Source organism: Acinetobacter sp. AG1, assembly GCF_001005525.1.
GTDB classification, from domain to species: domain Bacteria; phylum Pseudomonadota; class Gammaproteobacteria; order Pseudomonadales; family Moraxellaceae; genus Acinetobacter; species Acinetobacter modestus.
This window is the reverse complement of the sequence record NZ_LBMZ01000120.1, coordinates 100855-120024: the sequence shown is the minus strand read 5'-3', so window position 1 is coordinate 120024 and position 19170 is coordinate 100855. Positions and strand designations below refer to the sequence as shown.

Genomic DNA, 19170 nt, shown 5'->3' with positions numbered 1-19170 from the left:
AAAATTTGCGGTGATTTATGCAAACTTCTCCTCAGACAAATGAAAAAATCTATGACCTTGCGGTCATTGGTGGTGGTATCAATGGTGTTGGTATTGCGGCTGATGCTTCAGGACGTGGTTTGTCGGTATTCTTGTGTGAAAAAGATGATTTAGCGAGTCATACTTCTTCTGCAAGCAGTAAGCTTATTCATGGTGGTTTACGTTATTTAGAACACAAAGAATTTCGTTTAGTACGTGAAGCGTTAGCTGAGCGTGAAGTGTTATTGGCTAAAGCTCCACATATTATTCGCCCAATGCGTTTTATTATGCCGCATCGCCCACATCTTCGCCCTGCATGGTTGATTCGCACGGGTTTGTTCTTCTATGACCATTTAGGTAAGCGTGAGAAATTATTGGGTTCAAATAATGTCTATTTTAAAGAAGATAGCCCTTTAAATTCTGCGATAACACGTGGTTTTGAATATTCTGATTGTGCTGTTGATGATGCTCGTTTGGTCGTACTCAATGCGATGCATGCCCGTGAAAAGGGTGCTGATATTGTAACTCGCACTCGTTGTTTGTCTGCACGAAGAGATGGGCAGTATTGGATTGTTGATTTAGAAAATGAACATGGTCAATTCCAAATTAAAGCAAAGGCATTGGTCAATGCTGCTGGCCCTTGGGTCGCACAATTTATCAAACAAGATTTAGAGCTCAAATCACCTTACGGTATTCGCTTGATTCAAGGTAGTCATATCATTGTGCCTAAACTGTATGAAGGTGACAAAGCATTTATTATGCAAAATGATGACCGCCGTATTGTGTTTGCAATTCCGTATTTAGATCAATACACCATGATTGGAACTACGGATCGTGAATATCAAGGTGATCCTGCGCAAGTCAAAATTACGCAAGAAGAAATTGATTATTTGATTGAAGTGAGTAATGCACATTTCAAAAAACAGCTTAATCAAGCTGATATTGTGTCAACTTTTGCAGGTGTGCGTCCACTCTGTGATGATGAATCAGATAATCCTTCTGCAATTACACGTGATTATACTTTGGCACTTTCTAAAGAAGCAGATGATCAAGCACCGTTACTGTCTGTGTTTGGCGGAAAATTAACAACTTATCGTAAGTTGGCTGAATCGGCTATGCAGCAGCTCAAAGCCTTTTTCCCTGAAATGCAAGAGAGTTGGACTGCGACTGAAGCTTTACCAGGCGGGGAGAATATGCAGTCTGTTGCACAATTGATACAGGAGATTCGTGCGCAAATTACAGATGCTTCTGATGCTTTGGCAAAACGTTGGGCTTGTGCGTATGGTTCTCGTGTTTGGAATTTTTTAGGTGAAGTCACTTCTGTTGAGCAATTAGGACAGCACTTTGGACAAGGTTTGTATGCACGTGAAGTGGATTATTTATGTACTGCTGAATGGGTAACTACGAGTCAGGATGTATTATGGAGACGTTCTAAACTAGGACTTAGCTTCACGCAAAAAGAAACCGAAACTTTGGATGCTTATCTGATTGTAAAAACTCATAGCAACGAAGCGGCTTAAAAAATCGTATAGCAGTATCAAAGCCCTGTCTAAAAAGCCCTTTATTTAAATAACCTGAGTTTGTAGAACTCAGTTTATTTACTGATGGAAGTGCAGGGGGCTTTGGGGGATGCGAATGTTGTCATTTGTTTGATAGAGGGCAAACAGCCATTCACACTCCTTTCTAACATAGAGTTAGGCTACTTCTAATTTAATAAAAAATTTAGCTTACAAGTACTGTAAATTCAGAATTTAAACTTTAACAATTTTGAATGCCCGAAGAAAGACTAAATAACTGAGATAAAAACTTATAATTCCGCCAAAAGTTACGATAACTTTCAACCAGATTAAATCAGTAAAACTCAAAATCAGTTCGACTAATATAAACACTAAAAAAATAGGTACTGCTAAGTTATATGCTTTCCTGCTTGCTTCTTTATAATTGGAAGACAACAAAACCTCACAGCTTGGACAACTTAACTCTCTATTATTCGAAATATACCAAAGCGCAATGTTACCCTTGCATATTGGACATTTAAATTTTTCAAAATAAGGCAAATACTGTGGAATTTCCATTTTTTTAACCTAGCTACTAGCTTAAGGCGTAATGCCCCACAGCAAAATAAAATCTGAGATTACCTTAGAACCATAAAAAAAGACACTGTAATTGGATGGGGCATTATCCCACTTGAGCACGAAGTTGGGCTAACCAATACTAATAGCTCCTGCATCACCATACTTGAGCGCCACTTCTGCGGCTGTTTTGATGTTATTAAGCCTAAAGCGCCAATAGTCACCGCTTTCATCCAAAGCCGTATCATTCAGCAACACTTCGACCTCAGACAGAAGTTGATTCAGCAATTTGCCTCGAACTTCTAAGAGAGTAAAATCTTGCAATTGCGACAATAAATTAAGCCCATACTTTTGCGATGCAGCGCCATAGAAGTTACGACGTGCTGACTCAAAACCTGCTAGATCAGAGGGAAGAGGGATATCCGTAGTGCTTCCGTCAGGTGCTATTATATAAGCTGAAACTGATAAAGTCATATGTGCCTAACTACTCTTATGCGGCATTGGTGATATATAAGCTTCCAAATTCTGCTGCATAAGATACCTCATTGATTGAAAATGTAATAAAAATAATTGATTTATTTGAACCTTAGATTCTCAGATGAAGTACAACAGAGATTAATTTAACTATTTTCATTTCAGGCTATTTATCAGGCTTATTAACAATATTATTCATATTTGTATAATTTTCTTCTGAACATGTTGTTTTCATTGATATATCTATATAAATCCTAGAGAAATCTGTATCAAAAAACCATAATTCCCATTGATCCATTTCAGTATTGACATACCTATGTAAGAGTTTAATCATTTGGGTGAACTCTTTTTCTGTTAATCTCTTTTTATTTTCCATAAGAACCTAACGATTAAGCTAACGGGCGGCCAAAAGGGTAACTTTTGGATGTATGGCGAACGAAGTGAGTTGTAGTTGGACGCATTGTTAGAGGCAATTTTACATCTGACTCAACAGTTCTTCTGCTTCTTTCAGCCCATCAGGCGTAATACAGGTAGAGGCTAGCGCGCGTAATAGATGCTCTTTGGCTGCAGGAAGAGATTTTCGTATCCCTTTACCTGCGATTAGGAGTTTGGCTAGCTCAATTTCCGCGTCTCCGTCATTTAACTGTGTGGCGCGACGAAACCACTGAGCTGTTAAGTTGAAGCGACCTTGCTCACGATAAAGGATGGCAATGTTTGAAGCAGCAGCACTACTACCAAGGCGGTAGGCTTTCTTGTACCAATACATCGCTTGTTTTTTATTTGCGATTGTACCAATGCCTTCATCATAAAAATAACCAAGATCAAGCATGCAGCCATCAGAGTTTTGCGCGGCACAGATCGAGAAAAGCTCAAAGGCTAGATCTAGGTCTCCTACATCCCAAGCTTCATGTGCTTTAATTTCGGTTTCTTCCATGAGGTTTTAATTGTCTCTAATACCTAACGTTATGCACTACTTGACTGTGAACTATACACATCACGATCAAAATTTATTGATTGGATGATAGCTGACTTCGCTTCACCATACTATATACACCTATGATTATTTATAACACAGTCGTTGGTTATGCCATTGCTGTACTTCTAGGTTGAAACTAAACGCACCTATCATAAGCTTCAGAATCAAAATCTGAGACTGACCTTTGAACCATCAAAAAATATACTGAAAACGTGCAGGGTACTATCCCACTTGAGCGTTGAGTTGAAAATATTTTCAACGCATATTTTTATTTAAGTATTATTTTTTGGTATTCGTGTTTTAATTTCTTTCTGACACCATTAGAAAATATTAGTGCTAAAGGGAACCCTAGAACTCTTAGTGGATTCATAAAATGAGTCCAATATGGTTTTGCATACCAACTTTTCATCCTATTTTTTAAATAATCATTGTCATATTCCCAATCCGGCATTAAAAACCATAGCATACATGGGAATAAAAGAAATGATTCAAATGCAAACGAAGCACATACATCTTTAATAATTATTGAATTAACATCTTCCCATGTCTGATGATTCGCTATTATTTTTTCAGCATACTTAGCGAACTCTTGTTCTTCAAGTCCAATCTCTGTCCATGAATATGATATTACAATCCAAATATCGAAATTATTACTCATTATAATTGTGCCAATTTATTTCTAACTAATGCTTAAAGGGTAATGCCCCACAGTAAAACAATATCTGAGATGTAGCCAAGAACCATAAAATGCTCTGTAAGTGGCTGAAGCACAAGTTGTATTTACGGATAGAGCCGAGACTTGGCCAGCATTGCATTTTTTGAAGCTAGCTCAAAGATAGCGTGACTACTTGGGATTTGAGCATAGACTTCTACAGCTTCCACGAATTTCTGAAGATCATACAACGCATTACCGAGATTAAAGAGTATGGCGGGCCTTTCCTTTTCAGGGCAGTAATCTAGTGCGTTGCGGAAGCTGGCTTCAGCCTTAAGATGTTTATGCATTTCCGAGTAACAGTTGCCAAGAGCCATTAGGGCTTGCCAGTCCTCTGTCCAGTGCTCAAGAGCAAGGTGAAAGCATTTACTGGCTTCATTAAATCGGCCAGCCTTGAAGAGCTTATCGCCCTCGTTGTAATACTGATGATTGATATCTTCAGTCTCCATAGCGAACCTAACTGCTCTTATGCGGTAGAAGTGACACATAAGATTCCAAATTCTGCTGCATAAGATACCTGATTGATTAAAATGGAATTAAAATAATTGATTTATTTGAACTTAAAATTATCAACAAATAATAAAAATAACAAGGATAATAAAATATCAGATCAATAGCCTAAATTACTTGATTTAGTTAGACGGTATATCCGTTATAAGCATATTAGTTATAGGGTTGGGCAGGTCTGTTATTTAAGATATCTCTAGTCATGATGAAAACAAAATCTTCGATTTTCGACGTGTCACCACTTTGATGGTTTATGGTGTTTCTTTGGTTGGGGTAGAACTATTGCTTTCTCAACTACCTAAAAATGTGTTGTGCATCGTTACGGAATCCACCAAATAAAAAGGCCGCCGAAGCGACCTTTTCAAATTTCCCTGAATCCCTCTTTAATCAAGAGGGAAACTAGAGTGATTAAGCAGATTTAACAGCTGCTAATAATTCATTTTGACGATCTTTAAGTGCTTGCGGTAAGCGATCACCAAGTTTAGTGAATAACTCAGTATGGCTTTCAAGTTCTTTGATCCATTGATCTTTATCTTGAGCTGTAACAGTGTTGAATTGCTCTTTAGAGAAATCAATACCAGTCCAGTTCAACTGTTCGTAAGTTGGAACATAACCGATTGGGGTCTCAGTCGCTTCAGCACGACCTTCACAACGATCAATGATCCACTCAAGAACACGCATGTTTTGACCGAAACCAGGCCATACGAAGTTGCCTTCAGCATCGCGACGGAACCAGTTTACATTGAAGATTTTTGGTAATTTGTTACCAGCAACTTCTGCTTTTGCACCAACTTCTTGACCAAGTTGTAACCAGTGACCGAAATAATCAGCCATGTTATAACCAGCGAAAGGAAGCATTGCAAATGGGTCACGGCGAACAATACCTTGTTGACCAACAGCAGCAGCAGTTGTTTCTGAACCCATTGTTGCAGCTTTATAAACGCCATCAACCCAGTCAAAAGCTTCAGATACCAAAGGTACTGTATCTGCACGACGACCACCAAAGATGAATGCAGAGATTGGTACACCTGCTGGATTTTCCCAGTCAGCATCGATAGAAGGGCATTGACCAGCTGAAACCGTAAAGCGAGCATTTGGATGAGCCGCTTTTTCACCTTCAACGTGAGGCTGACCTTTCCAGTTGGTTAAGTTTGCTGGAACTTCTTTAGAAAGACCTTCCCACCAAATTTCACCGTTATCTGTTACAGCAACGTTCGTATAGATAACATCTTTAGTTAACGTAGCCATACAGTTCGGGTTGGTTTTGGTATTTGTACCAGGTGCAACACCGAAGAAACCCGCTTCTGGATTGATTGCATATAAACGACCATCTTCACCTGGTTTGATCCAAGCAATATCGTCACCTACAGTTTCAATCTTCCAACCTTCATAACCTGCTGGTGGAATCAACATGGCAAAGTTCGTTTTACCACACGCAGAAGGGAATGCCGCAGCGATGTAGTGTTTCTCGCCTTGTGGATTGGTTACGCCTAAAATAAGCATGTGCTCAGCTAACCAACCTTGCTCACGACCCATTGCAGAAGCAATACGTAAAGCTAGGCATTTTTTACCAAGTAAAGCATTACCACCATAACCAGAACCGTAAGACCAGATTTCACGAGTTTCTGGGTAATGAACAATGTATTTTTCATTGTTACATGGCCAAGCGACATCTTTTTGACCATCTTTCAATGGAGCAGCAACCGTATGAACACATGGGATAAACTCACCATCTGTACCTAATACGTCATAAACTGCTTTACCCATACGCGCCATTTTTGTCATGCTGACAGCAACGTAAGGTGAATCTGTTAATTCGATACCGATGTGTGCAATATGGCTTCCTAAAGGACCCATAGAGAAAGGAACTACGTACATGGTACGACCTTCCATTGCGCCATCAAATAAGCAGTTTAATTTCGCACGCATTTCAGCAGGCGCAACCCAGTTGTTTGTTGCACCAGCATCTTCTTGATTTTCAGAGCAGATATATGTGCGATCTTCAACACGAGCAACATCAGAAGGGTCAGAATTTGCAAGATAAGAACCAGGATGTTTTTCTTGGTTAAGTTGTTGCATGGTGCCGTTAGCGATCATCAAGTCGATCAGACGTTGATATTCTTCCGCGCTTCCGTCACACCATTCGATTTTTGCTGGTTTGGTTAATTTTGCAATTTCTTCCACCCATGCAATAAGCTTAGGGTGACGAACGAATTCTGGTGCGTTCACTTGGGTCATGGTGATGCCTTTTTAAAGTGTGTACGACGTACAATTCTATTCATTGGATGACAATGAAAATAGATGAAGTAAAAAAAGTGGCTGTATTAAAGCATAAAATCGTAAAAAAAATAAGACTACCGTGTTTGATAGAGTATTAATCTAAAAGTGTATATTTATGGGTAACATATTGTTTTTACGTAAATTGATTATTTTTTAGTCCTATATGTAATTTTTTTATGTGTATTATTTTTATTTTAAATTACTATTAAAAACAATTGGATAGGTTTGTTTATTTTTTTGAGAATTATTATTGATAAATTGAATAATGCTCATCCAAAATTTACATAAACAAACTTTTAATTGTTGATTTTATAAACAAAAATACTGGTGATTTATCTTTAAGGCTGTTATGTATGACTCAGAATTTACGGCCCTTGTCCATAATTTACAATCAAAAATCTGGCTTTCATGCAGCACAGCAAGAAGACCAGTATGAAGCTCTTATGGCTTTTTGGAGTCAGAAAGGATTTGAAATTCAGGTTTTTGAATTAAATCCGCACATTAATTTTGATGAAATGATGAGTAATGTTTTATCTCGACATCAACAGGAACATGCGCGTGGGGTAGTTGTTGCTGCAGGTGGTGACGGTACATTAAATGCCGTAGCAAAAAAGTTAATGCATACCAATATTCCAATGGGAATAATGCCCTTAGGTACGTTTAATTATGTTGCACGTGCTTTAGATATTCCGATTGATGTGGCTCTAGCAGCAGAAATAATCGCAGTGGGTCAACCACGCGAAGTTCATGTTGCAACGATTAATGATCAAATTTATTTGAACAATGCCAGTTTAGGTTTGTATCCTTTATTCATTAAGAAGCGTGAACTTTATAACCAGTATTTAGGGCGCTTTCCTCTACATGCCTATACTTCGGCGTTAGATGTGTTATTGCGTGAACATAAATCATTAAAACTCGCACTCACAGTGGATGGGAAAAAATATCCTGTAGCTACTCCGTTAATATTCTTTGGTAATAATCAGTTGCAATTAGAGGATATGAAATTAAGAGTTGCCGAATGTGCTGCAAAAGGCAAGTTAGCTGGAGTTGTTGTTGCTAAAAGTGACCGAATCAGTTTATTAAAAATGTTATGGAAACTTGTTCAAGGGGAAATCGATCAAGCATCGGACGTCTATTCTTTCTGTGCCGAACAAATACAGGTTGACTGTAAAAAGGCCAAACTTACTGTTGCAGTCGATGGGGAATTAGTGGATATGCAACCACCTTTAACGTTCTCAGTAAAAAAATCAGCCTTGAAAGTGATGGTTCCAAATGTTGTTACACCTATCTGATCTACATTTTGGTACTGAGCGTGAAGAATGTATTCAAGCGATACAACTGTTTTGCCAACAAAAACGCCCAGAGGCAATTATAATCAGTGGTGATTTAACCCAGCGTGCGCGTTTTAAGCAATTTTATGATTGCCGTCAGTTTTTAGATTCTTTACATATCCCATATCTTGTTGTCCCTGGTAATCATGATATTCCGCTTTATCATGTCTGGAATCGCTTCTTCTCTCCATTTGTACGTTACCAAGCATTTTTTGGCCGTTTAGAGTCAACTTTAGAAACTGAGCATTTTTATATTGTTGGCATGAATAGTATTCGTCGGAGATATCATACCCGAGGGCATATTTCCCTTGAGCAAATTCATGAAACGGACACCAAGCTAAAAAATGCACCCACAAATAAAATAAAATTGGTCACTTTCCATCAGCCTTTTTATACCTTCCCAAATGAACATGGAGATAAAGATTGTCCTGTGCTTGCTAAAATTGCATTAGAACGTTGGGGTGAGACAGGGTTGTTTGGTTTATTACATGGGCATCTACACAAAGTTGCAGTTCATGATTTAAATCAAATTTTTCAATTGGGATTTAACCATCCTATTTTAGATATTCATGCTGGAACAGCAACTTCAAATCGTTTGCGTTTTGGGTTCTCAAATAGTTTTAACGTGATTTTAGATGACGGAACAATTGAGCATTATTGGTTTGATGAAAAACAGAAAATCTTTCTTCGATCATGAAATGGTGCTTAATTCGGCAAGATCATGTGATTGTGTTGAAAAAAACATCTTTAAATAGATTTTTTTTTAATTTCCCCCTTGAAGCCATTTTTTTTAACCCCACAAAAGTGGCATATCAAAATTTTATATGTGTTGCCATGAATTGGCGACACACATTAATCAATAAGACTAAGTCTGATGGAGTTAAATATGAGCAACATTCGTCCATTACATGATCGTGTTGTGATTCGTCGCGTAGAAGAAGAAACTAAAACGGCTGGTGGTATTTTACTTCCAGGTTCTGCTGCTGAGAAACCTTCTCAAGGTGAAATCATTGCAGTAGGTAATGGTCAGATTACTGACAATGGCGTTCGTGCTTTAGACGTTAAAGTTGGTGACAAAGTATTGTTCGGTACTTATGCAGGTACAACAGTAAAAGTAAGTGGTGAAGAACTCTTAATCATGAAAGAGTCGGACATCTTAGCTGTGCTTGAAGGCTAACTCGACACATAACTCAAATTTATTTTCAGATTCAGTATTTAAAAAGATTCGGAGTTTAACATGTCAGCTAAAGACGTAAAATTTGGTGATTCAGCTCGCTCAAAAATGATCGCAGGCGTTAACGTGCTTGCAGATGCAGTAAAAGTAACTTTAGGTCCTAAAGGCCGTAATGTTGTGATCGACCGTTCTTTCGGTGCACCACACATCACTAAAGATGGTGTAACAGTTGCGAAAGAAATTTCTTTAAAAGACAAGTTTGAAAACATGGGCGCTCAACTTGTTCGTGAAGTTTCTTCTAAAACCAATGACATCGCGGGTGACGGTACAACAACTGCAACTGTACTTGCTCAAGCAATTTTAAATGAAGGGATCAAATCTGTAACTGCAGGTATGAACCCAATGGATTTAAAACGCGGTATCGACATCGCAGTGAAAACTGTTGTTGAAAATATCCGTACCAATGCAAAACCTGCTGATGATTTCAAAGCAATTGAACAAGTGGGTTCAATCTCTGCAAACTCTGATACAACTGTTGGTAAGTTGATTGCGCAAGCAATGGAAAAAGTAGGTAAAGAAGGTGTTATCACTGTAGAAGAAGGTTCTGGCTTCGAAGACGCTTTAGACGTTGTAGAAGGTATGCAGTTCGACCGTGGTTATATCTCTCCATACTTCGCGAACAAGCAAGATACTTTAACTGCTGAACTTGAAAATCCGTTCATTCTTCTTGTTGATAAAAAAATCAGTAATATCCGTGAATTGATTACTGTATTAGAAGCTGTTGCTAAAACAGGTAAACCACTTCTTATCATCGCTGAAGATGTTGAAGGCGAAGCGCTTGCTACACTTGTTGTGAACAACATGCGCGGTATTATCAAAGTATGTGCGGTTAAAGCCCCTGGTTTTGGTGACCGTCGTAAAGCAATGCTTCAAGACATCGCGATCTTGACTGGCGCGACTGTTATTTCTGAAGAAGTCGGCATGTCTTTAGAGCAAGCTTCTCTTCAAGATTTGGGTACTGCACACAAAATTACTGTATCTAAAGAAAACACTGTAATTGTTGATGGTGCGGGTAATGCTGCACAAATCGCTGAACGTGTTCAACAGATCCGTGCGCAAATCGAAGAATCTACTTCTGAATACGACAAAGAAAAACTTCAAGAACGCGTTGCTAAATTAGCGGGCGGTGTTGCAGTCATCAAAATTGGTGCAGCAACTGAAGTTGAAATGAAAGAGAAGAAAGATCGTGTAGACGATGCTCTTCATGCAACTCGTGCAGCAGTTGAAGAAGGTGTTGTAGCAGGTGGTGGTGTTGCACTGGTACGTGCTGTAAACGTATTGGATGGCTTAAAAGGTGCAAACGAAGATCAAACTGCGGGTATCAACATTTTACGCCGTGCGATTGAAGCGCCACTTCGTCAAATCGTTTCGAATGCTGGTGATGAGCCATCAGTTGTAATCAATGCAGTTAAAGCGGGTGAAGGTAACTTCGGCTATAACGCTGCAACTGGTGAATATGGCGATATGTTGGAAATGGGTATTCTTGATCCTGCTAAAGTAACGCGTTCTGCACTTGAGCACGCAGCTTCTGTTGCTGGTTTAATGTTGACAACTGAATGCATGATTACTGACATTCCAGAAGACAAACCAGCTGGTCCAGATATGGGCGGTATGGGTGGAATGGGCGGAATGATGTAATTACATCTTCTTCCTAGATTAAAAAAATCCCTGCTAATGCAGGGATTTTTTACGTTTGTTGAATAGAAAAAGTCTAATTAACAGGTTATTAATAATCTGATTGATATTTATAAAACTAAGAATTGAATAGAAAACAAATTATTGGAGCTATAAATGAATAAATTCTTTTATTTCTTGATCGGTTGTGGTTTCTTGAGCTGTCCAGCTTATGCTGAAAGTATTAAAGATTCATTGAATGGGGAGACTAAATTCTTTATCAATATTTATGGCTTTGCAGCAGATATTGATGGAGTAGTTGGCTATCAAGGATTGAATTATCAAGTTGATCAACCATTTAAAGATACGCTTGAAGCTCTAGACAAAGCGTTGATGGGGCATTTTGAAATAAATAAAGGTAAATGGGGTGTTTTTTCAGATATTCAATATGTAAAAACTGAGGAAAAAAAAGATGTACTCCTTTTTCCTGTTGCATTATCCACCAAAGTGAATTTAAGTAATTTAGGTATTTATTATCGAGCTTATGAACAATTTGCTGATGCAAAAGGTTTAGTTATCGAACCGACCTTAGGTTTTAATTATACAGATTTAGAAGCAGAATTATCTGCTTTAGGTACGCAAGTTTCAGTTGGAAAAAGTTGGGCTGAGTATTTTGGTGGGGTACGGATAAAATATAATACGGATTCGTCTTGGAATTTAGCCGCACAATATACGTATGGGATTGAGCAGACCCAAATTGCACAAGCATATTTAGGTTATCGTCAAAATATATGGACCACTCCGATCAACTTTAGAGTGGGTTATCGTTACGTATCACAAGATTACAAAGATGGTGCCTTTAAATGGGATACTGTGCAACAGGGGCCAGTAGTCGGAATTGGTCTTGCTTTTTAAGGTCAACTTGATGGTAAATGAGAGAATAAATCGACATATGATAAATTCTCTCTGATCATGGTTATTTAAGTAAAATAATCATCCACGTACAAAAGATAATCGCAAGAGAAACAAATTGAGCAGCACTGCCCATATCTTTAGCATTTTTAGAAAGTTGATGTTTTTCCAAAGAAATACGATCAACTACAGCTTCAATCGCAGAATTAAATAATTCAACAATGATTGCGAGTAAGCAAACAGCAACCATGAGTGCTTGTTCGAATGCTGATACATGAACAAAAAAACTGATTGGGATCAAAATTAAATTAAGCAAAAGGACTTGTCTAAAAGCGGCTTCGTGGCTAAATGCAGCTTTAAACCCTGCAAGGGAATAGCCTGTTGCATTAAAAATACGTTTGATACCACTTTTGCCTTTATAGGGAGAGTAAGGCGTCATAATAAAACTGCTTATGAAGAAAACACTACTATTATAAAATTAAAAATAAGACAGAGGATTGGCAATAAGTCGCATGATTGCATTAAAAATGTAGTGTTTCTCGCCATTTTAATTGGAACATTCAGATTTGATTTGTCAATTTACTTTGCGCTAAGGATAATAAGCACATACAAATCGATGGAAAGTATTGCATGAAAATTGTCGCAGATGAAAATTTGGCATTTACCGATTATTTTTTTGCAGATTTTGCTGAAATACAGCATAAAGCAGGGCGCACCTTGACTCATAACGATGTTCAAGATGCCGATGCACTTTTAGTTCGCTCCGTGACTAAAGTGAATCATGCCTTAATTGATCAGACCAAGATTCAATTTGTGGGTAGTGCGACAATTGGTACAGATCATCTAGATATTCAAGCTTTGGAACAGCAGCATATTGCATGGAGTAATGCTGCGGGCTGCAATGCGCAAGCCGTTGCTGAATATGTGATTACTGCTTTATTACATTTGAATATCGACTTATTAGAACAAGAGAAAGCTTTTACATTAGCAATTGTTGGCTTAGGCAATGTAGGGAGTCGACTCGCAGTGATGGCTCAATTGTTGGGCTGGAATGTGATTGGCTATGACCCTTATGTGCAATTAAGTCATATTGAAAATGTTTCATTTCATGAGTTATTAAAACGGGCAGATGCGATTTCAATTCATGTTCCTTTAACCTTAGCTGGTGATTATCCAACACAACACTTGTTCAATGATGCTACGTTTGCTGCAATGAAAGCATCCGCAATTTTGATTAATAGTGCGCGTGGCCCAGTGATTCAACAATCTGCATTGATGGACGATATTAAAAAAAATAATCGTAAAGTTGTCTTGGATGTCTTTGAGTTTGAACCAGAGATTCCAGCGCAATTGCTGGATTTATTGGCTTTAGCAACCCCACATATTGCAGGGTATAGCCTTGAAGGCAAAGCGAGAGGAACGCAGATGATTTATGAGGCATTTTGCGATAAATTTTCTTATGAAGCCTCAAAGCGTTTTGAGAGTCAATTGCCTCAGGTAGAACAATATTTTGGGCAGCAGGATTTAAAAGCTGCGCTTAAGCAGCATCTGTCACAAATTTACGATATTGCTGAAGATGACAAACAATTAAGAGCTTATGTTCAAAATGCTAAAGTTGAACAAAAAGCATTTGATTTACTTCGTAAAAACTATCCTTTACGCCGTGAATGGGCGGCACACGGTGGACCAAAAGCATGAGCCAAGATATGAAATCCTATCAACCGACTTGTTCTATTGAGGCATTAAAAGCACGTGCAGAGATGTATCAAAAGATTCGTCAGTTTTTTGTGGAGCGTAAGGTATTAGAGGTTGAAACGCCTGTTTTGTCTCAAGCTGCTGTAACCGATGTTCATTTGGCATCTGTACAAGTACAACGTCATATTCATGGCAAATTAAATACTCAATACTTACAGACTTCACCTGAATTTCCAATGAAACGTTTATTGGCCAGTGGTAGCGGAGCAATTTATCAAATCTGTAAAGTATTCCGTGATGATGAGCATGGGCGTAAGCATAATAGCGAATTTACCATGCTAGAATGGTATCGACCTGATTTAGATTTAAAAGGTTTAATGCATGAAACAGCAGATTTACTAGAAGTGTGTTTGGCGCATCGTTTTGGTGAAGTCCGTCCGTATATTTTGAGTTATAAGCATGCTTTCCAAGATCGTTTAGATATTAATCCTTTACAAGCGACTTTAAAGCAACTTAAAGAAACTGCGAATCGTGTAGGACTCAATCTTGATTTAGGAAATGATCGCTTGGGTTATATAGATTTATTGTTTTCGCATTTCGTTGAACCAAGTTTAGGCTTTGATGCACCTGTATTTTTAACTGATTTTCCGCCTGAAATGGCATCGTTGGCTAAGGTAAAAACAGATGAGGATGGTGAATTAGTCGCAGCACGCTTCGAGGTATATATTGAGGGTTTAGAGCTTGCCAATGCCTATGATGAGCTTTTAGATGCTAAAGTTTTAGCTGAACGTTTTGACGCCGATAATATCGAACGTGCTCAACAAGGATTACCCGTCATTCCAACAGATCAACATTTGTTAGCAGCTTTACCACACATGCCAGAGTGTTCAGGAATTGCACTTGGAATTGATCGTTTACTGATGGTTGCGATGAATAAGATGAAAATTGATCAAGTGATTACTTTCCCAGCGGAGATTGCTTAGAAACTTTGATCTTTACACGCTTATAAAAACTGCATCAATAATTGAATTAACTCACTTTGTCGATGTGTTTTGGTTTTCTTGAAAATCGCTTGTAGATGTTTTTTGACAGTATCAGCCTGAATATCGTGTGAGAGAGCAATTTCTTTGGTGGTTTTACCCTCAAGTAATTGCTCACATATTTTGTGTTCTACAGGTGTGAACATAAAAAGTTGAGTACATATTTCTCGTTGATATTTAGGTTTATGTTTTAAACCAGAAAATGTGGCGAGTAAAACTGGACGTAGACCAAAAATCTTGTGTGTTTTTTCTGGACTTAATAAATCCAGTGTTAAGAATAAATGATCATCAACCATCATAATTTTACTACGTTCAGCGTAGCTTAAGTCATGATGGCGCTTATGTTGGCGTTCTAGCTCAATCAGGTTTAACTCGAATTGTTGTTGGCTACTTTCATTGAATGCAAAACGACGTTGTTTGATTTGGATCAATTTACTATTTTCCAATAGCTGTTTTGCTTCTGTATTCAATTCAAGAATATCGCCATTCAAATTAATAATCGCAATTGGCTGATTCATTTTTTGAATTAATTGTGAACCGAGTAAGGTCATTGTCGAGTATTCAAAATGATGTCGATATTGTTGAATTTTCTGCTTTAGTATCGGTAATAATTCATAAATCGGTTGTAATTCAGAACAACTCAAAGCACCTCGTTCAGGGCTAGTCAAAAATGAAAGCATGATACAAACTTTATGATCATAAAGAATTTGTATTGCTGAACAAAAACGTAAATTTAGAGGTTCTAAAACTTGTTGATAGACTTGAGTTTGAATAATTTCATCTTCTGCGAAATGTTGAAAACAATGCATCCAACCTTGCATTGGAGCCAATAACATTTTGTTTAAGCGAGGATCATCATCTATATCTAAACGAATTTGTTTCAGTGCGGCTTGTTCAAGTTGATGTTCATCAAAATCAACGCCATGATGAACACTAAAAGATAGCGCTTGTACTTCAAGATCAACTGCGAGTAGTTGAGAGGCTTGAAGATTAAAATGTTGATTCAGTTGTTCTAATAAAATAATCCAATCATCAGCATGCTGCACCTTATTTAAGATTTCCATGACAGTGCTTTGTTGGCTTAGATCCATTCAAAAATCTCATTAAAATAAATAGAATACATTTCCATGTAGTTTATATGGGTTTTAATTAAATGAAATCAGTAACTGAAATATATTCTAGTTTTATTTATACAATTTGATGAGATTAATCGTTTGAAAGAAAAAAATTGAACGAACTTTATCATTTGATAAAAAATGCCTAAGCCTTATTAAAGCCTAGGCGAGATTGAATTTAACAACGCCCTTTTTTAGCCTGTCCTGGAGGACAAAAATCACCATGACTATCATGGTGGTTGTCTGGATCAACAATCACACTGCCATGAGGAGTATGTACGGCACAGGCAGATAAGCTAAATGTAATTAAAGTACTGAAGCAAAGCAGTATTATTTTCATCATTACATCCTATTTTTATTGCCTTCTTATTTACTTTAAATTGATCCAAACTTTTCTACTAGCGTAATGACGCATGTTTTTAATAGAGATTTGTATCATTCGACTGTACGTAAAATAGTTCTAAATCCCACATGGGTTGCTGCCAAATCAAACTCTTGTGGATAACGACTACTGTTTCGATAACGGGCGCAAAAGTTGGAGGCACATAGAAAAGAACCGCCTTTGAGTACATATTGCGTTGCGGTGCTGTTTTGTTGACGCAGTTCTGCATAATTACCCATGTGTTGATCATGTGCGCCGTGATAAGCAGAAGAGGTCCATTCCCAGACATTGCCAATCATATCGAATAACTTAAAAGCATTTGAAGGGTAACAGCCGACAGGCGCCACGCTTTGGAAATGGTCCTCAACGCTATTCTGGAAAGGAAACTCACCTTGCCAATAATTCGCTTGTGGGTGTTGATGAGCATCTTGTGGCGCTTGGTGTAAAGGAGTATCGCTTTTCGAACCTGCTTTGGCGGCATATTCCCATTCTTGCTCTGTAGGTAAATCCCGACCCAACCAAACGGCATAGTGCTCGGCATCATTTTTAGTGACATAGCGAACTGGCTCAGAGGCAAGAGGGGCTCGACCTGTTGTACCATTTGGCGTTTTCCAAGTGTAATCTGCTTTCAGTTGCCACCATTGTTTGGGGTTATTTACATCAGGCGAAAATACTGCCGTCTGCTTTTGTTTTTCAGCATCAGTGATATAGCCTGTCGCTTTGATGAAACTGGAAAACTGAGCCACTGTGACTTCGGTTTGATCGATCCAAAACCCTTTGACCTGACGTTGAGATTTTCCAAAATTCAGCTCATCAGGGTAGGCCAAATTTGATCCCAATTGAAATGAACCTTCAGGAATCCAGACCATTCCAGCCGTTTGACTCTTTTGCCATGCCACAGGTAAACCTGAATACTGTTGGCATTGCTGTAATGAGCCCAATTGAGCCTCGGTGCTGTTTTGTGCATGTGAGTGAGTGGTGGTAGGCTTAACTTTGCTACAGCCTGTCACAAGGGACAGGCTGCTGAGTGAAACTAAAAAGATAATCCACTTCATTTAAGGAAATATTCCTTAACACCATTTTGTTGGGTGTATTGGTTATAGACATTCACCAGTTCTTGTAACTTGGCTGGATTATCCTGAGCAAGGTTTTGCGTTTCACCTCGATCATTTTTCAAGTTGTATAGTTCCCAAGTTCCTGTGCCTAATTCAGAAGTGCCTTGTAATGCAATTTTCCAGTCCCCTTGACGGACATATTTACTGCCATGTAATTCATCGGCAAAGCTAAAGTTGACTGGGCGAGTGGCTTGAGCTTTATTTTCGAGTAGCGGTTTCCATGAGTAGCCACTTGGCGTATTGATTTGACGGCCTTTGTATTGACCTTGTGGGACGGCAATATTTGCGTAGTCGAGCACGGTTGGGAACACATCCAAGACTGAGGCAAAACCATGATGCGTGGCTTGAGCCTTGGTTTGGTAGGGTAGTTTCACGATTGCAGGTGCGGTGGTTGCACCTTCACCCGCAGTATCTTTCCATAGATGGAATGGTGCAGCGCTGACTTCCGCCCAACGTGGTCCAACATAGTGATAAGAGCCTGATGTACCTACGTTATTCACACTGTTATCAAAACCAGATTCGGCACCATAACTGCGACGAATAAAGCCTTCCGCGCCATTATCTGAAACGAAGAAGATTAAAGTGTTGTCATATAAGTTATTACGTTTTAAATACTGAATCACTCGACCAATATTGGCATCTAAATTTTCAACCATACCTGCGTAGATTTCCATTCTACGTGCTTCAAGCGCTTTTTGCTCGGTTGAAAGTTCATTCCACTTACCGTATTTCTGTGGTGCATTTTGTGTGGCAATTGGTTCAGCCGCAGTAAAATTCGCTGGAATTAAGCCAAGCTGTTTTTGACGGGCAATTCGCGCATCACGAATCACATCATAGCCTGCATCATAAACACCGCGATAACGGTCACGATATTCAGCGGGTGCTTGTAAAGGCCAATGCGGTGCGGTGTAAGCAGCATAGGCAAAGAATGGCTTGCCTGAGTTTTTACCTGACTCGATATAACTGATCAATTTGTCTGTGAAGTAATTGGTAGAGAAGAAATCATCGGGTAAGGATGAAATCGGAATTTGCTTACCATCTTCGGTATAAGTGGCTTCACGCTTATAGGTACTCGGTGCTTGTTTGAAATGTAGGTCTAAGCCTTGCAATAATGTAAATGAGTGATCGAATCCTTTAGCATGTGCATTGGTTGCATCGGTCAAGCCTAAGTGCCATTTACCACTGATATAGGTTCGGTAGCCATTGTCTTTCAATACTTCTGCAATAGAGAGAGAACGCTCATTCAAATAGCCCTCATAACCGGGTTGACCTTTTAGATGCTTAGGTGTGAGTTCAGCCATCGCACCAATTCCCGCTAGATGATGGTCAGTCCCCGAAATCAATTGTGAGCGTGTCGGTGAGCAGGTGGGGGCAGTATGATAATCCGTTAAAATACGACCTGCTCGGGTCAGTTCATCAATATTTGGTGTATGAATTTCCCCACCAAAAGCACCTAAGTCTGAATAGCCTAAGTCATCGGCCATGATGAATAAAATGTTGGGTTGCTTCTTGGTTTCAACCACAGTATTTGAATTCTCAGAATCATTGCTGCACGCTGAAATTGATAAGCTAAATAATGCAATAGAAAGTGTGCTAAAGAGACTATTATGAGACATTAGAATCGACTTAATTTTATAGAAGAATTATTGCGAGTTTAGAGCGATGATTTTTATGATAAAAATAATTAAAATTT

At 38.6% G+C, this 19170-nt stretch carries 19 protein-coding genes; 8 read left to right on the top strand and 11 right to left on the bottom strand.

Annotation, left to right across the window (positions count from 1 at the left end):
• Positions 1-17 precede the first annotated feature (17 nt).
• A complete protein-coding gene (gene glpD / locus AAV96_RS14260) occupies positions 18-1538 on the top strand; it encodes a glycerol-3-phosphate dehydrogenase (protein WP_046739789.1) in 1521 nt (506 codons plus the stop codon).
• A gap of 231 nt (positions 1539-1769) precedes the next feature.
• On the opposite strand, the gene AAV96_RS14255 is transcribed toward glpD, so the two are convergent.
• The 6 genes from AAV96_RS14255 to AAV96_RS14225 form a co-directional block, all read right to left on the bottom strand.
• Positions 1770-2093 carry a hypothetical protein gene (locus AAV96_RS14255; RefSeq protein ID WP_046739788.1) on the bottom strand — a complete coding sequence of 108 codons (324 nt, stop codon included), beginning with the start codon at positions 2091-2093 and terminating at the stop codon, positions 1770-1772.
• Positions 2094-2222: 129 nt separating this feature from the next.
• Positions 2223-2564 (bottom strand): hypothetical protein, encoded by a 342-nt coding sequence (locus AAV96_RS14250; protein WP_046739787.1) that lies wholly within the window; start codon positions 2562-2564, stop codon positions 2223-2225.
• Between the two features lie 475 nt (positions 2565-3039).
• Positions 3040-3498, bottom strand: a complete 459-nt coding sequence (locus AAV96_RS14240; RefSeq protein ID WP_052750604.1) for a tetratricopeptide repeat protein — start codon at positions 3496-3498, stop codon at positions 3040-3042.
• Positions 3499-3808: 310 nt separating this feature from the next.
• Positions 3809-4198, bottom strand: coding sequence for a hypothetical protein (locus tag AAV96_RS14235; RefSeq protein ID WP_046739785.1), 390 nt, complete (start codon positions 4196-4198; stop codon positions 3809-3811).
• Positions 4199-4320: 122 nt separating this feature from the next.
• Positions 4321-4701, bottom strand: coding sequence for a tetratricopeptide repeat protein (locus AAV96_RS14230; RefSeq protein WP_046739784.1), 381 nt, complete (start codon positions 4699-4701; stop codon positions 4321-4323).
• A gap of 466 nt (positions 4702-5167) precedes the next feature.
• Positions 5168-6997 carry a phosphoenolpyruvate carboxykinase (GTP) gene (locus AAV96_RS14225; RefSeq protein ID WP_046739783.1) on the bottom strand — a complete coding sequence of 610 codons (1830 nt, stop codon included), beginning with the start codon at positions 6995-6997 and terminating at the stop codon, positions 5168-5170.
• Positions 6998-7392: 395 nt separating this feature from the next.
• Here AAV96_RS14225 and AAV96_RS14220 point away from each other — a divergent pair, with 395 nt between their 5' ends.
• The 5 genes from AAV96_RS14220 to AAV96_RS14200 all read left to right on the top strand — a co-directional run bounded on the left by AAV96_RS14220 (position 7393) and on the right by AAV96_RS14200 (position 12133).
• Entirely contained in the window at positions 7393-8331 is a 939-nt protein-coding gene (locus tag AAV96_RS14220) for a diacylglycerol/lipid kinase family protein (RefSeq protein ID WP_046739782.1), read from the top strand.
• On the top strand, positions 8312-9067 hold the full coding sequence (locus tag AAV96_RS14215; RefSeq protein WP_046739781.1) for a metallophosphoesterase family protein: 756 nt from the start codon (positions 8312-8314) through the stop codon (positions 9065-9067). The genes AAV96_RS14220 and AAV96_RS14215 overlap by 20 nt, the downstream gene beginning before the upstream one ends.
• A gap of 189 nt (positions 9068-9256) precedes the next feature.
• On the top strand, positions 9257-9547 hold the full coding sequence (groES, locus tag AAV96_RS14210) for a co-chaperone GroES (RefSeq protein WP_005144860.1): 291 nt from the start codon (positions 9257-9259) through the stop codon (positions 9545-9547).
• 60 nt (positions 9548-9607) lie between these two features.
• Positions 9608-11242: a chaperonin GroEL gene (gene groL, locus AAV96_RS14205; RefSeq protein WP_004663351.1), complete on the top strand. Its 1635-nt coding sequence runs from the start codon at positions 9608-9610 to the stop codon at positions 11240-11242.
• Between the two features lie 153 nt (positions 11243-11395).
• Entirely contained in the window at positions 11396-12133 is a 738-nt protein-coding gene (locus AAV96_RS14200) for an outer membrane beta-barrel protein (protein ID WP_046739780.1), read from the top strand.
• A gap of 61 nt (positions 12134-12194) precedes the next feature.
• Here AAV96_RS14200 and AAV96_RS14195 read toward each other — a convergent pair whose 3' ends face one another.
• Entirely contained in the window at positions 12195-12569 is a 375-nt protein-coding gene (locus AAV96_RS14195) for a diacylglycerol kinase (RefSeq protein WP_046739779.1), read from the bottom strand.
• A 191-nt stretch (positions 12570-12760) separates the two neighbouring features.
• Here AAV96_RS14195 and AAV96_RS14190 point away from each other — a divergent pair, with 191 nt between their 5' ends.
• Both AAV96_RS14190 and epmA read left to right on the top strand, forming a co-directional pair.
• Entirely contained in the window at positions 12761-13828 is a 1068-nt protein-coding gene (locus tag AAV96_RS14190) for a 4-phosphoerythronate dehydrogenase (RefSeq protein ID WP_046739778.1), read from the top strand.
• Positions 13825-14808 carry an EF-P lysine aminoacylase EpmA gene (gene epmA, locus AAV96_RS14185; protein ID WP_046739777.1) on the top strand — a complete coding sequence of 328 codons (984 nt, stop codon included), beginning with the start codon at positions 13825-13827 and terminating at the stop codon, positions 14806-14808. The genes AAV96_RS14190 and epmA overlap by 4 nt, the downstream gene beginning before the upstream one ends.
• Positions 14809-14828: 20 nt before the next feature.
• On the opposite strand, the gene AAV96_RS14180 is transcribed toward epmA, so the two are convergent.
• The 4 genes from AAV96_RS14180 to AAV96_RS14170 all read right to left on the bottom strand — a co-directional run bounded on the left by AAV96_RS14180 (position 14829) and on the right by AAV96_RS14170 (position 19093).
• On the bottom strand, positions 14829-15956 hold the full coding sequence (locus tag AAV96_RS14180) for a helix-turn-helix transcriptional regulator (protein WP_046739776.1): 1128 nt from the start codon (positions 15954-15956) through the stop codon (positions 14829-14831).
• 202 nt (positions 15957-16158) lie between these two features.
• Positions 16159-16320, bottom strand: coding sequence for a hypothetical protein (locus AAV96_RS18305; RefSeq protein ID WP_171249162.1), 162 nt, complete (start codon positions 16318-16320; stop codon positions 16159-16161).
• Between the two features lie 95 nt (positions 16321-16415).
• On the bottom strand, positions 16416-17417 hold the full coding sequence (locus AAV96_RS14175; protein ID WP_046739775.1) for an SUMF1/EgtB/PvdO family nonheme iron enzyme: 1002 nt from the start codon (positions 17415-17417) through the stop codon (positions 16416-16418).
• Positions 17414-19093: an arylsulfatase gene (locus AAV96_RS14170; RefSeq protein ID WP_046739774.1), complete on the bottom strand. Its 1680-nt coding sequence runs from the start codon at positions 19091-19093 to the stop codon at positions 17414-17416. The genes AAV96_RS14175 and AAV96_RS14170 overlap by 4 nt, the downstream gene beginning before the upstream one ends.
• Between the last annotated feature and the right edge of the window lie 77 nt (positions 19094-19170).

What these genes read in the sequence shown, in the direction of transcription:
- glpD (WP_046739789.1), top strand. Translation starts at nt 18, where the DNA reads ATGCAAACTTCTCCTCAGACAAATGAAAAAATCTATGACCTTGCGGTC.
- AAV96_RS14255 (WP_046739788.1), bottom strand. Translation starts at nt 2,093, where the DNA reads ATGGAAATTCCACAGTATTTGCCTTATTTTGAAAAATTTAAATGTCCA.
- AAV96_RS14250 (WP_046739787.1), bottom strand. Translation starts at nt 2,564, where the DNA reads ATGACTTTATCAGTTTCAGCTTATATAATAGCACCTGACGGAAGCACT.
- AAV96_RS14240 (WP_052750604.1), bottom strand. Translation starts at nt 3,498, where the DNA reads ATGGAAGAAACCGAAATTAAAGCACATGAAGCTTGGGATGTAGGAGAC.
- AAV96_RS14235 (WP_046739785.1), bottom strand. Translation starts at nt 4,198, where the DNA reads ATGAGTAATAATTTCGATATTTGGATTGTAATATCATATTCATGGACA.
- AAV96_RS14230 (WP_046739784.1), bottom strand. Translation starts at nt 4,701, where the DNA reads ATGGAGACTGAAGATATCAATCATCAGTATTACAACGAGGGCGATAAG.
- AAV96_RS14225 (WP_046739783.1), bottom strand. Translation starts at nt 6,997, where the DNA reads ATGACCCAAGTGAACGCACCAGAATTCGTTCGTCACCCTAAGCTTATT.
- AAV96_RS14220 (WP_046739782.1), top strand. Translation starts at nt 7,393, where the DNA reads ATGACTCAGAATTTACGGCCCTTGTCCATAATTTACAATCAAAAATCT.
- AAV96_RS14215 (WP_046739781.1), top strand. Translation starts at nt 8,312, where the DNA reads ATGTTGTTACACCTATCTGATCTACATTTTGGTACTGAGCGTGAAGAA.
- groES (WP_005144860.1), top strand. Translation starts at nt 9,257, where the DNA reads ATGAGCAACATTCGTCCATTACATGATCGTGTTGTGATTCGTCGCGTA.
- groL (WP_004663351.1), top strand. Translation starts at nt 9,608, where the DNA reads ATGTCAGCTAAAGACGTAAAATTTGGTGATTCAGCTCGCTCAAAAATG.
- AAV96_RS14200 (WP_046739780.1), top strand. Translation starts at nt 11,396, where the DNA reads ATGAATAAATTCTTTTATTTCTTGATCGGTTGTGGTTTCTTGAGCTGT.
- AAV96_RS14195 (WP_046739779.1), bottom strand. Translation starts at nt 12,569, where the DNA reads ATGACGCCTTACTCTCCCTATAAAGGCAAAAGTGGTATCAAACGTATT.
- AAV96_RS14190 (WP_046739778.1), top strand. Translation starts at nt 12,761, where the DNA reads ATGAAAATTGTCGCAGATGAAAATTTGGCATTTACCGATTATTTTTTT.
- epmA (WP_046739777.1), top strand. Translation starts at nt 13,825, where the DNA reads ATGAGCCAAGATATGAAATCCTATCAACCGACTTGTTCTATTGAGGCA.
- AAV96_RS14180 (WP_046739776.1), bottom strand. Translation starts at nt 15,956, where the DNA reads ATGGATCTAAGCCAACAAAGCACTGTCATGGAAATCTTAAATAAGGTG.
- AAV96_RS18305 (WP_171249162.1), bottom strand. Translation starts at nt 16,320, where the DNA reads ATGAAAATAATACTGCTTTGCTTCAGTACTTTAATTACATTTAGCTTA.
- AAV96_RS14175 (WP_046739775.1), bottom strand. Translation starts at nt 17,417, where the DNA reads ATGAAGTGGATTATCTTTTTAGTTTCACTCAGCAGCCTGTCCCTTGTG.
- AAV96_RS14170 (WP_046739774.1), bottom strand. Translation starts at nt 19,093, where the DNA reads ATGTCTCATAATAGTCTCTTTAGCACACTTTCTATTGCATTATTTAGC.